Here is a 12,506-nt window from a genome sequence, read left to right on the forward strand (position 1 = left end):
CCGACCCAGGAAGGCATCCATGATCATCGACACCACCCAGCCCTGGGGCATCGCCATCGACTACGCGGGCCGGGCCACGCTCGTCGAGGACGGCCACACGATCCACGTCAACATCACCGACACCAGCCTCAGCACGGTCATCGAGCCCGACTCCCTGACCGGCCGGTACCCGACCGTCAACATCACCGCCCAGTTCACCGAGACCGGTGACGCCGACACCGTCCTGCGCGGCTTCGGCCGGACCTCCCTCACCCCCGACGGCACGGACCCGGTCCCGCCCGACCAGACCGCCGTACAGACCGCGGTGGCCGCGGCGCTCGCCGACTTCCAGGACCGCAAGACGGCGTACGAGGCCCTGTGCGCGGCATGGTCCACACCCGACGACGACGGCGGTACGGAGCCTTCGGAGGACCCCGTCGAATCCGCCGACCCCGTAGAGACCGCTGAGACTTCTGAGACCGCTGAGACCGCCGAAGCCTGACGCGCACTCCGCGCTCCGCATTCCGCACTCCGCCCCCTTCCGCCCCGAGCCGCCGCCGGCCGGGGTTTTCTCATGCCCGGGAGGCACCGCCCATGGCCAACCCCCTCTCCGCCTACGCCCTCGTGTCCGCCCTGCGGGCCGAGGGCCTCTCCGTCGTCGAACACACCGGCTGGCGCACCAACAACCGCAATCACAAGGGAAGCTGGGGCCCGGTCAACGGCGTGATGATCCACCACACCGTCACCTCCGGCACCACCCCCACCGTCAACCTCTGCTACAACGGCCACTCCGCCCTGCCGGGCCCGCTCTGCCACGGCGTCATCGCCAAGGACGGCACGGTCCATCTGGTCGGCCACGGCCGCGCCAACCACGCGGGCGCCGGCGACCCCGACGTCCTCGCCGCGGTCGTCGCCGAGCGCACCCCGCTGCCCGCCCCCAACGAGCGCACCAAGGACGGCAACCCCCACTTCTACGGCTTCGAGTGCGTCAACCTCGGCGACGGGAAGGACCCGTGGCCCCCGGTCCAGCTCGACGCCATCGTGCGGGCCTCCGCCGCCCTGTGCCGCGCCCACGGCTGGAGCGAGGCCTCCGTCATCGGCCACAAGGAGTGGACCAGCGCCAAGATCGACCCACGTGGCTTCACCATGGCCGACCTGCGCACCCGTATCGCCGGACGGCTGGGCAAGGCCCCGGCCGGTTCCGCCCCCGCCAAGCCCGCGGCCCCCGCCACCCCGCGCTACCAGCCCTACCCCGGCGCCGCCTGGTTCAAGAAGAACCCGAGGTCGGCGATCGTCACCGCCATGGGCAGGCGCCTGGTCGCCGTCGGCTGCTCCGCGTACCGGGTCGGCCCCGGGCCCCAGTGGAGCGAGGCCGACCGCCGCAGCTACGCCAGGTGGCAGCGCAAGCTCGGCTACAGGGGCGCCGACGCCGACGGCTGGCCGGGGCCGACGTCCTGGGCGGCGCTGAAGGTTCCGTACAGCTCCTGAGGCCCTTCGCACCCCGACCAAACCCCGGAGCGAGCCCCGGAACAAGCCCCCGCGACCAGCCCCCGGAAGGAAGTCCCCCCATGTCAGAGGCCGCCAAGCGAACCCTCCGCACCGTCCTGCAAACAGCCGTCGCCCTGTGCGTACTGCTGCCCGCCCTCATCGAGGCGGCCGACATCCCCCGGACCCTCCCCTGGGCCGCCGGAGCGCTGGCCGCCGCCGGGGCGGTGACCCGGACCATGGCCCTGCCCGCCGTACAGGCCGTCCTCCCCACCTGGCTCCGCACGGGAGGCGCCGATGACCGATCCTGACCCGAACGACCCGATCACCGTCGCCCTCGAACTGGAACGCCTCCGCGGCACTCTGGAGGCCGGCTTCGCCCGTGTCGACGGCTCGCTGGCCCTGCTCGTCCAGCGCAGCGACCAGACCGACAAACAGCTCGCCGACCACGAACAGCGCCTCGACGCCCTGGAACGCTCCCGCTGGCCCCTCGCCAGCATCGGCGCCCTGGCCGCCGTGGCCGCCGTCGTGGTCACGGCCTGGGAACTGACCGTCCACTGAACGGCCTTGGTGCGCCCCGTAAGGGGCGCGGGGCGTCGACATCAGCGGGCTCCGCCGCGGAGCCCGACCGGCCCCCACCGGCCCGCGCGTTCCTCACCGTGCTACCTGCGGAGCGCTCAGCGGCACGCCCCCGGAAGCGGCGCGGGGCGGGCGTCTCACACGAACGGAGCCGCCCGCCCCGCCCCCCCCGGCCCCCCGGACCACCCTCGAAACCCGGACAGCTCTGGGGCGCCCGAAGCGCTCCCCGGACCCGGCCTCGGGTACCCGGATACACGGATACCCAAATAGCCGGATGGCCTCGGTCACCGGGTCACCGGACAACCCGATGGCCTCGGGCACCGGATCACACCGGACAACCCGATGGCGCCCGGGCACCGGATTCGCACCAGACAACCGGACGGCCCCCGGGCACCCAGTCCACCCCCGAGACCCCGGGCAGCCCCGCGCCCCGGACGAGACCCCACGCACCCGGGCCACCCGGAATCCCCGCCCCCGCTGCCGGAACCCGGCAACCACACCGTGGTTCCTATGGTGCGGCCCGGCCCTGTCACCGGGCCGGGCTCACCCCGCACCATGGGTGCGGCGACACAGCCGAACGGGGGTGGCTCCATGAACCACACGCTCAACAACCACACGCTCAACGCCCGGACACTCGACGACCACGCGTACGACAACCGCGCACTCGACAACCACGCGCACGACAACCGCGCACTCGACAACCACGCGCTCGTCCACACGGCGCCCGACCACGCGCCAGCCCACACGGCACCCGGCCGACCACCCGCGCCCACGCCACGGCGAAGCGCCCCGGCCCCGGCCTCCACCGGCCCGTCCCGCCGCTGGCCGAGGGCCCTGCTGCACGGCTGCGTCAGCGGCGCCGCCGCGTTCGTCTTCCTGCTGGTCGTCGTGGGCGCCCTCCCGCTGAGCGACGGCGCGGCGGCGCTGGCGTTCTTCGTATCGCTGGTCGTACCGCCCGCGGTGGTCGCCCACCGCCTGCTGCCGCGGCCCCAGCCCCGTCCCCGGCCCCGGCCCCGGCAGCGCAAGCAGCCGCTCCCCGGCGAGACACCGGCGACCCGGACCGCGGCCTCCCTGGAGGCCGAGCGGGCCGTCACGCAGTACGGCGAACTGCTGCTCGCCCACCCCTACTCCCCCGGCCCTTCCGCCGACGCGGAGGAACTGGCCGACTACCAGACGGCGCTCGACGCGTACGAGCAGGCCAAGCGGAGCGGCCCCGCCCAGGTGCCCGCGATCCTGGCCGACGGCCGGGCGGCCCTCGAACGGCTGCGCACCGGGGACGGCGACACCCCGGACATCGCCTGGAGCCGGGGCGAGGGCACGATGAGGCTGCGTCTGCCCAGGCCCGCCCCGGGCCTCCCCGCGGTGCTGGTCTTCGAGACCGACGTGGCGCAGCGCTTCACCGTGCACGCCCGTTCGGGACGCGGAGGACGTCGGCAGTTGCTCCTCGACGGTCTCCTCGGTCCCACCAGCGCCCAGATCACCGTGCCCCCGCAGGACGGCGACTCGCTGCTCGTGGAGGTCACGGCCGGCGGGCCCTGGCGTCTCGCGCTGCGTCCCATCAGCACGGCCCGCCGGCTGACCGACGGCGGACGGCTGAGCGGGCGCGGTCCGGAGACCGTGCTCAAGCGCGGCGGGTCCCGCGTGGTGGAGTTCGAGCACCGCGGGGACACGGCGTTCACCGTCCGGCAGCTCACCCGCTCGTTCCGCCCCGGTGAACTGCTCGCCGAGGGCCGGGGCGACGCCCGGCTGACCGTCCCGGTGCCGGGCCGCTGCGTCCTGCGCGTCGATACCACCGGGGACTGGACACTGCTGGACCCCGGCAACTGACCACCGCCCGCGACACCCGGGAACGCCGAAGGGCGGCCACCCCGTACGCGACGGAGTGGCCGCCCTTCAGCGGACGTACGCCTTACTGGTTGTACGGACCGTAGTCGTAGTCCTCCAGCGGAACGGCCTGGCCGGAGCCCGTGCCGAACGGCGAGTAGTCGATGTCGTCGTAGCCGACGGCCGAGTACATCGCGGCCTTGGCCTCCTCGGTCGGCTCGACCCGGATGTTGCGGTAGCGGGACAGGCCCGTACCGGCCGGGATGAGCTTACCGATGATGACGTTCTCCTTGAGGCCGATCAGGGAGTCGGACTTGGCGTTGATCGCCGCGTCCGTGAGGACCCTGGTCGTCTCCTGGAAGGACGCCGCCGACAGCCACGACTCGGTCGCCAGCGAGGCCTTGGTGATACCCATCAGCTGCGGACGGCCGGAGGCCGGGTGGCCGCCTTCCTGGACCACACGACGGTTCTCGGTCTCGAACTTCGAGCGCTCGACCAGCTCGCCGGGCAGCAGCTCGGCGTCGCCGGACTCGATGATCGTCACACGGCGCAGCATCTGCCGGATGATGATCTCGATGTGCTTGTCGTGGATCGACACACCCTGCGAGTTGTAGACCTTCTGGACCTCGCCGACCAGGTGGACCTGGACGGCACGCTGGCCCAGGATGCGCAGCACGTCGTGCGGGTTGGTGGCACCCACGGTGAGCTTCTGGCCCACCTCGACGTGCTCGCCCTCGCTGACCAGGAGCCGGGCACGCTTCGAGATCGGGAACGCCGTCTCGTCGCTGCCGTCGTCCGGGGTGACGACGAGCTTCTTGGTCTTCTCGGTCTCCTCGATCCGTACGCGGCCGGAGGCCTCGGAGATCGGGGCGACACCCTTCGGCGTACGGGCCTCGAAGAGCTCGACGACACGCGGCAGACCCTGGGTGATGTCGTCACCGGCCACACCACCGGTGTGGAAGGTACGCATCGTCAGCTGGGTGCCGGGCTCACCGATGGACTGGGCGGCGATGATGCCGACCGCCTCACCGATGTCGACCAGCTTGCCGGTGGCCAGCGAGCGGCCGTAGCACATGGCGCAGGTGCCGACGGCGGACTCGCAGGTCAGGACCGAGCGGGTCTTGACCGTCTGGACGCCGTACTTGACCAGCTGGTCGATGAGGACGTCACCGAGGTCGACGCCCGCCGGGGCGAGCACCTTGCCGTCGACGACGATGTCCTCGGCGAGGCAGCGCGCGTACACGGACGTCTCGGCGTTGTCGGCCTTTCGCAGCACACCGTCCGCGCCGCGCTCCGCGATGTCGAGCTTGAGGCCACGGTCGGTGCCGCAGTCCTCCTCGCGGATGATGACGTCCTGCGAGACGTCCACCAGACGACGGGTCAGGTAACCCGAGTCGGCGGTACGCAGGGCGGTGTCGGCGAGACCCTTACGGGCACCGTGGGTGGAGATGAAGTACTCCAGCACGGACAGACCCTCACGGAACGACGCCTTGATGGGCCGCGGGATGGTCTCGTTCTTCGCGTTCGACACCAGACCACGCATACCGGCGATCTGCCGCATCTGCATCATGTTTCCTCGGGCACCCGAGTCAACCATCATGAAGATGGGGTTCGTCTTGGGGAAGTTCTCGTTCATCGCCTCGGCGACCTCGTTGGTCGCCTTGGTCCAGATCGCGATGAGCTCCTGAGTGCGCTCTTCCTTGGTGATCAGACCGCGCTCGTACTGCTTCTGGACCTTCTCGTCCTGCGCCTCGTACCCGCGGACGATCTCCTTCTTCGCCTCGGGAACGACGACGTCGGAGATGGCCACGGTGACGCCGGAACGGGTCGCCCAGTAGAAGCCCGCCGCCTTCAGGTTGTCGAGCGTCGCCGCCACGATGACCTTCGGGTAGCGCTCGGCGAGGTCGTTGACGATCTCGGAGAGCTGCTTCTTGCCGACGGAGTAGTCGACGAACGGGTAGTCCTCGGGCAGCAGCTCGTTGAAGAGCGCACGGCCCAGGGTCGTCCGCAGACGGAACGAGTCACCCTGCTGCCACTCCGGCTCACCCTCCTCACGCGCCGGCGGGGTCCAGCCGCGCGGCGGGATGGTGCCCACCGGGAAGCGGATGTCCACGGCCGACTGGAGCGCGAGCTCACCGGCGTCGAACGCCATGATCGCCTCGGCCGTGGAGCCGAAGGACCGGCCCTCGCCCTTGGTGTCGCGCAGCTCGCCGTCGGTGGTGAGGAAGAACAGACCGAGGACCATGTCCTGGGTCGGCATCGTCACCGGACGGCCGTCGGCGGGCTTGAGGATGTTGTTCGAGGACAGCATCAGGATGCGGGCCTCGGCCTGCGCCTCCGCGGAGAGCGGCAGGTGGACGGCCATCTGGTCACCGTCGAAGTCCGCGTTGAACGCGGTGCAGACGAGCGGGTGGATCTGGATGGCCTTGCCCTCGACCAGCTGCGGCTCGAAGGCCTGGATGCCGAGGCGGTGCAGCGTGGGCGCACGGTTCAGCAGAACCGGGTGCTCAGCGATGACCTCTTCCAGCACGTCGTACACGACCGTGCGGCCGCGCTCGACCATGCGCTTGGCGCTCTTGATGTTCTGCGCGTGGTTCAGGTCCACCAGGCGCTTCATCACGAACGGCTTGAAGAGTTCCAGCGCCATCGCCTTCGGCAGACCGCACTGGTGCAGCTTCAGCTGCGGACCGACGACGATCACGGAACGCGCCGAGTAGTCGACTCGCTTGCCGAGCAGGTTCTGCCGGAAGCGGCCCTGCTTGCCCTTCAGCATGTCGCTGAGGGACTTCAGCGGGCGGTTGCCGGGACCGGTGACCGGACGGCCACGACGGCCGTTGTCGAACAGCGCGTCGACGGCCTCCTGGAGCATGCGCTTCTCGTTGTTCACGATGATCTCGGGCGCGCCGAGGTCGAGAAGCCGCTTCAGTCGGTTGTTCCGGTTGATCACACGGCGGTACAGGTCGTTCAGGTCGGAGGTCGCGAAGCGGCCACCGTCCAGCTGCACCATCGGGCGAAGGTCCGGCGGGATGACCGGGACGCAGTCCAGGACCATGCCCTTGGGGCTGTTGGAGGTCTGCAGGAACGCGGACACGACCTTCAGCCGCTTCAGAGCACGGGTCTTCTTCTGGCCCTTGCCGGTGCGGATGATCTCGCGGAGGCGCTCGGCCTCCTCCTCCAGGTCGAAGGACTCCAGGCGCTTCTGCAGCGCCGCGGCACCCATCGAACCGTCGAAGTACGTGCCGAAGCGGTCACGCAGCTCGCGGTAGAGGAGCTCGTCGCCCTCCAGGTCCTGGACCTTGAGGTTCTTGAACCGGGTCCACACCTCGTCGAGACGGTCGATCTCGCGCTGCGCACGGTCGCGCAGCTGCTTCATCTCCCGCTCGGCGCCCTCACGGACCTTCCGGCGTACGTCGGCCTTGGCGCCCTCGGCCTCCAGCTCGGCCAGGTCGGTTTCGAGCTTCTTGGCGCGGGCCTCCAGGTCGGCGTCCCGGCGGTTCTCGACCTGCTGCCGCTCGACGGAGACGTGCGCCTCCAGGGAGGGCAGGTCGCGGGTGCGGCGCTCCTCGTCGACGTACGTGATCATGTACGCCGCGAAGTAGATGACCTTCTCCAGGTCCTTCGGGGCCAGGTCGAGCAGGTAGCCCAGACGCGACGGGACGCCCTTGAAGTACCAGATGTGCGTCACGGGAGCGGCCAGTTCGATGTGGCCCATCCGCTCACGGCGCACCTTGGCGCGAGTCACCTCGACGCCGCAGCGCTCACAGATGATGCCCTTGAACCGGACACGCTTGTACTTGCCGCAGTAGCACTCCCAGTCCCGGGTCGGACCGAAGATCTTCTCGCAGAAGAGTCCGTCCTTCTCGGGCTTGAGGGTGCGGTAGTTGATCGTCTCGGGCTTCTTGACCTCGCCGTGGCTCCACTGACGGATGTCGTCAGCGGTGGCCAGGCCGATCCGGAGCTCGTCGAAGAAGTTGACGTCGAGCACTATGCGTCAATCCCTCTCAGGGTTGTCAGTCATGGGGTCTGATACGGGGGTCCTGGGGCCGGAGGCCTTCCTGACGAAGGCCTCCGGACTCCCGTCAGACCTCTTCGACGCTGCTCGGCTCGCGCCGGGACAGGTCGATGCCAAGCTCCTCCGCGGCGCGGAAGACGTCCTCGTCGGTGTCGCGCATCTCGATGGACATGCCGTCCGAGGACAGCACCTCCACGTTGAGGCACAGGGACTGCATCTCCTTGATGAGCACCTTGAAGGACTCGGGGATGCCGGGCTCGGGGATGTTCTCGCCCTTGACGATGGCCTCGTAGACCTTCACGCGGCCGGTGACGTCGTCGGACTTGATGGTCAGCAGCTCCTGGAGGGCGTACGCGGCGCCGTAAGCCTCCAGCGCCCACACCTCCATCTCGCCGAAGCGCTGGCCACCGAACTGGGCCTTACCACCCAGCGGCTGCTGGGTGATCATCGAGTACGGACCGGTCGAGCGGGCGTGCAGCTTGTCGTCGACCAGGTGGTGCAGCTTGAGGATGTACATGAACCCGACCGAGATCGGGTCCGGGAACGGCTCGCCGGAGCGGCCGTCGAACAGCCTCGCCTTACCCGTCGGGAGCACCATGCGCTCGCCGTCGCGGTTCGGGATGGTGTGCTGCAGCAGACCCGCGAGCTCGTCCTCACGCGCACCGTCGAAGACGGGGGTGGCGACGTTGGTGCCGGGATCGACCTGGTCGGCCTCGATGGCCTGCAGGCGCTGCGCCCACTCATCGCCGAGCCCGGAGACGTCCCAGCCGCGGCTGGCGAGCCAGCCGAGGTGGATCTCCAAGACCTGTCCCGGGTTCATTCGGGACGGGACGCCGAGGGGGTTGAGGATGATGTCGACCGGGGTGCCGTCCTCCAGGAACGGCATGTCCTCGATCGGCAGGATCTTGGAGATGACACCCTTGTTGCCGTGGCGGCCGGCGAGCTTGTCACCGTCGGTGATCTTGCGCTTCTGCGCCACGTACACGCGCACCAGCTGGTTCACACCGGGGGGAAGCTCGTCGCCCTCCTCGCGGTCGAAGACGCGGACGCCGATGACCTTGCCGGTCTCACCGTGCGGCACCTTCAGCGAGGTGTCACGGACCTCACGGGCCTTCTCGCCGAAGATCGCGCGCAGCAGCCGCTCCTCGGGCGTCAGCTCGGTCTCACCCTTCGGGGTGACCTTGCCGACGAGGATGTCACCGGCGATGACCTCGGCACCGATACGGATGATGCCGCGCTCGTCGAGGTCGGCGAGGACCTCCTCGGAGACGTTCGGGATGTCCCGGGTGATCTCCTCGGGGCCGAGCTTGGTGTCACGGGCGTCGACCTCGTGCTCCTCGATGTGGATCGAGGAGAGGACGTCGTCCTGCACGAGGCGCTGCGACAGGATGATCGCGTCCTCGTAGTTGTGACCCTCCCACGGCATGAACGCCACGAGCAGGTTCTTGCCGAGCGCCATCTCGCCGTTCTGGGTGGCCGGACCGTCGGCGAGGACCTGGCCCTCGATGATCCGGTCGCCCTCGTGGACGATGACCTTCTGGTTGACCGAGGTGCCCTGGTTGGAGCGGGAGAACTTGGCCAGCCGGTACGTGATGTACGTGCCGTCGTCGTTGGCGGTGGTGATGTAGTCCGCGGAGACCTCCTGGACCACACCCGCCTTCTCGGCCTTGACCACATCGCCGGCGTCGACCGCGGAGCGGTACTCCATGCCGGTGCCGACGAGCGGGGACTCGGACTTGATCAGCGGCACGGCCTGACGCATCATGTTCGCGCCCATGAGGGCACGGTTGGCGTCGTCGTGCTCCAGGAACGGGATCATGGCGGTCGCGACCGACACCATCTGGCGCGGCGAGACGTCCATGTAGTCCACGTCGTCACCGGCGACGTAGTCGACCTCGCCGCCACGGCGGCGGACCAGGACACGGGCCTCGGCGAAGCGCAGGTCGTCCGCGAGCGTGGCGTTGGCCTGTGCGATGACGAATCGGTCCTCTTCGTCGGCGGTCAGGTAGTCCACCTGGTCGGTGACCTGGCCGTCGACGACCTTGCGGTACGGGGTCTCGACGAAACCGAACGCGTTGACACGGCCGTAGGTGGCGAGCGAGCCGATCAGACCGATGTTCGGGCCTTCGGGGGTCTCGATCGGGCACATGCGGCCGTAGTGCGAGGGGTGCACGTCACGGACCTCGAAGCCGGCCCGCTCACGGGACAGACCACCCGGGCCGAGCGCGGAAAGACGCCGCTTGTGCGTCAGACCGGACAGCGGGTTGTTCTGGTCCATGAACTGCGACAGCTGGCTGGTGCCGAAGAACTCCTTGATGGAGGCGACGACCGGCCGGATGTTGATCAGGGTCTGCGGCGTGATCGCCTCGACGTCCTGCGTGGTCATGCGCTCGCGGACGACGCGCTCCATACGCGCCAGACCCGTACGGACCTGGTTCTGGATGAGCTCGCCGACGCTGCGCAGACGGCGGTTGCCGAAGTGGTCGATGTCGTCGGTCTCGACGACGATCGTCTGACCGCTGTCACCGACCGTCTCGATCTCGCCCGCGTGCAGCTTCACCAGGTACTTGATCGACGAGATGATGTCCTCGACGGTCAGGATGCCCGCGTCGAGCGGGGCGTCCGCACCCAGCTTCTTGTTGACCTTGTAGCGGCCGACCTTGGCGAGGTCGTAGCGCTTGGGGTTGAAGTACAGGTTCTCAAGGAGCGTCTGCGCGGCCTCACGCGTGGGGGGCTCGCCCGGACGCAGCTTGCGGTAGATGTCGAGCAGCGCGTCGTCCTGGCCCTGGGTGTGGTCCTTCTCCAGGGTGGCGCGCATGGACTCGTACTCGCCGAACTCCTCCAGGATCTGCTCGGTCGTCCAGCCGAGAGCCTTCAGGAGTACGGTCACGGACTGCTTGCGCTTGCGGTCGATGCGGACACCGACCATGTCGCGCTTGTCGATCTCCATCTCCAGCCAGGCACCCCGGGACGGGATGATCTTGGCGGAGAAGATGTCCTTGTCGGAGGTCTTGTCGATGCTGGAGTCGAAGTAGACACCGGGCGAACGGACCAGCTGCGACACCACGACACGCTCGGTGCCGTTGATGACGAACGTGCCCTTGTTCGTCATGAGCGGGAAGTCGCCCATGAAGACCGTCTGGGACTTGATCTCGCCGGTCTCGTTGTTGGTGAACTCGGCGGTAACGAAGAGCGGGGCCGCGTACGTGAAGTCGCGCTCCTTGCACTCGTCGATGCTGTTCTTCGGGGGCTCGAAGCGGTGGTCGCGGAAGGTCAGCGACATCGACCCGGAGAAGTCCTCGATCGGGGAGATCTCCTCGAAGATCTCCTCCAGACCGGACTTGGTGGGGACGTCCTGACCTGACTCCAGAGCCGCCTCGACGCGAGCCTTCCACGCGTCGTTGCCGAGCAGCCAGTCGAAGCTCTCGGTTTGCAGCGCGAGAAGGTTCGGAACCTCGAGGGGCTCCTTGATCTTTGCAAAGGAGATGCGCAGCGGGGCGGTGCTTGCGCCGTTGTTCGTATTCGCGGTCGAGGCAGTGCGCGAGGCGGCCAAGAGGGGGTCCTTCCGAGGGCTCGGACTCACTACGCGCGTACCGGTCCCTGCAAGGCACAGAGATGGAAAATCCCAGGTCAGGGATGGTCCGATCTTCGATGCTCAAGCGAGGGCATGCCCCTGGTGACGGGCAGGAGGCAGCTAACAGGCAGCGCAAAGGGTCAGTGTAGCCACTTGGCCCACTGATGTCCAGTGCGGGTTTGCGGACCCTCGGAAACCCTCGTTGTTCCTCAACACCTGCGGCAAGCCACGCCCTCGCTGCACATCGATACTGCCCTCTTCGCCGCCGATCCATGCCTCGGATGCGGATCGTTGTGACGACGCGTCCTGAGAATTGCGCGCTGCGTGCAGTTCGTCAAGGCCCCCCATGCCCTATCCGACTGCCGCGATCGTCACTCGCGGCCTGCCGGCAGGGGACCCCCGAGATCACTGGGACACGACGAAGATCACCATACTCGTCGTGTCCGACAGCGCAAGGCAGCCGTCCGGCGACGTCCGGGAACGCCGAAGGGCGACCACCCACTTGGGTGATCGCCCTTCACCGCGTTTGCGTTACAGCCCTACGGTGAGAACCGCTCGCGTACGGGAGTCCGAGTCCTCGCGGACCCGAGGTGTTACTTGACCTCGACGGAGGCGCCGGCGCCCTTGAGGGACTCGGCGGCCTTCTCGGCGGCGTCCTTGGCGACCTTCTCGAGGACCGGCTTCGGGGCGCCGTCCACGAGGTCCTTGGCCTCCTTCAGACCCAGGGAGGTCAGCTCACGCACGACCTTGATGACCTGGATCTTCTTGTCGCCGGCGCCGGTGAGGACGACGTCGAACTCGTCCTGCTCCTCGGCGGCCTCGGCGGCGGGGACACCCGGGCCACCCTGCATCATGACCGGCGCGGCAGCGGCGGCGGTGACGTCGAACTTGTCCTCGAACGCCTTCACGAACTCGGAGAGCTCGATGAGGGTCATCTCCTCGAACTGCGCGAGCAGGTCTTCCTGGCTGAGCTTCGCCATGATGGGCGATCCTTCCACTAATTCGGCTGGTGCCGGGATGTACATGTCTGGCGGGCGTACGTTCGGCCCGCTA

8 protein-coding genes are annotated in these 12,506 nt (G+C 68.8%); 5 read left to right on the top strand and 3 right to left on the bottom strand.

Features of this window, described 5'->3' with window-relative positions:
* Positions 1 to 19 precede the first annotated feature (19 nt).
* The 5 genes from ACWD3C_RS19375 to ACWD3C_RS19395 all read left to right on the top strand — a co-directional run bounded on the left by ACWD3C_RS19375 (position 20) and on the right by ACWD3C_RS19395 (position 3,870).
* On the top strand, positions 20 to 481 hold the full coding sequence (locus ACWD3C_RS19375; protein ID WP_451145402.1) for an ATP-binding protein: 462 nt from the start codon (positions 20 to 22) through the stop codon (positions 479 to 481).
* 92 nt (positions 482 to 573) lie between these two features.
* Positions 574 to 1,467, top strand: coding sequence for a peptidoglycan-binding protein (locus tag ACWD3C_RS19380; protein ID WP_451145404.1), 894 nt, complete (start codon positions 574 to 576; stop codon positions 1,465 to 1,467).
* 80 nt (positions 1,468 to 1,547) lie between these two features.
* On the top strand, positions 1,548 to 1,775 hold the full coding sequence (locus tag ACWD3C_RS19385) for a hypothetical protein (RefSeq protein ID WP_451145406.1): 228 nt from the start codon (positions 1,548 to 1,550) through the stop codon (positions 1,773 to 1,775).
* Positions 1,762 to 2,025 carry a hypothetical protein gene (locus tag ACWD3C_RS19390; RefSeq protein ID WP_451145408.1) on the top strand — a complete coding sequence of 88 codons (264 nt, stop codon included), beginning with the start codon at positions 1,762 to 1,764 and terminating at the stop codon, positions 2,023 to 2,025. The genes ACWD3C_RS19385 and ACWD3C_RS19390 overlap by 14 nt, the downstream gene beginning before the upstream one ends.
* 609 nt (positions 2,026 to 2,634) lie before the next feature.
* Positions 2,635 to 3,870 carry a hypothetical protein gene (locus ACWD3C_RS19395; RefSeq protein WP_451145410.1) on the top strand — a complete coding sequence of 412 codons (1,236 nt, stop codon included), beginning with the start codon at positions 2,635 to 2,637 and terminating at the stop codon, positions 3,868 to 3,870.
* 82 nt (positions 3,871 to 3,952) lie between these two features.
* On the opposite strand, the gene ACWD3C_RS19400 is transcribed toward ACWD3C_RS19395, so the two are convergent.
* The 3 genes from ACWD3C_RS19400 to rplL form a co-directional block, all read right to left on the bottom strand.
* Positions 3,953 to 7,852: a DNA-directed RNA polymerase subunit beta' gene (locus ACWD3C_RS19400; protein WP_451145412.1), complete on the bottom strand. Its 3,900-nt coding sequence runs from the start codon at positions 7,850 to 7,852 to the stop codon at positions 3,953 to 3,955.
* A 94-nt stretch (positions 7,853 to 7,946) separates the two neighbouring features.
* Positions 7,947 to 11,432 (bottom strand): DNA-directed RNA polymerase subunit beta, encoded by a 3,486-nt coding sequence (gene rpoB, locus ACWD3C_RS19405; RefSeq protein WP_451145414.1) that lies wholly within the window; start codon positions 11,430 to 11,432, stop codon positions 7,947 to 7,949.
* A 614-nt stretch (positions 11,433 to 12,046) separates the two neighbouring features.
* Positions 12,047 to 12,433, bottom strand: coding sequence for a 50S ribosomal protein L7/L12 (gene rplL / locus ACWD3C_RS19410; RefSeq protein ID WP_451145416.1), 387 nt, complete (start codon positions 12,431 to 12,433; stop codon positions 12,047 to 12,049).
* Positions 12,434 to 12,506 lie beyond the last annotated feature (73 nt).

The sequence above is a fragment of the Streptomyces sp. NPDC002845 genome (assembly GCF_053591955.1).

Bases quoted from the DNA above. Each gene is read 5' to 3' on its own strand.
- ACWD3C_RS19375 (WP_451145402.1), top strand. From the start codon at position 20: ATGATCATCGACACCACCCAGCCCTGGGGCATCGCCATCGACTACGCG.
- ACWD3C_RS19380 (WP_451145404.1), top strand. From the start codon at position 574: ATGGCCAACCCCCTCTCCGCCTACGCCCTCGTGTCCGCCCTGCGGGCC.
- ACWD3C_RS19385 (WP_451145406.1), top strand. From the start codon at position 1,548: ATGTCAGAGGCCGCCAAGCGAACCCTCCGCACCGTCCTGCAAACAGCC.
- ACWD3C_RS19390 (WP_451145408.1), top strand. From the start codon at position 1,762: ATGACCGATCCTGACCCGAACGACCCGATCACCGTCGCCCTCGAACTG.
- ACWD3C_RS19395 (WP_451145410.1), top strand. From the start codon at position 2,635: ATGAACCACACGCTCAACAACCACACGCTCAACGCCCGGACACTCGAC.
- rplL (WP_451145416.1), bottom strand. From the start codon at position 12,433: ATGGCGAAGCTCAGCCAGGAAGACCTGCTCGCGCAGTTCGAGGAGATG.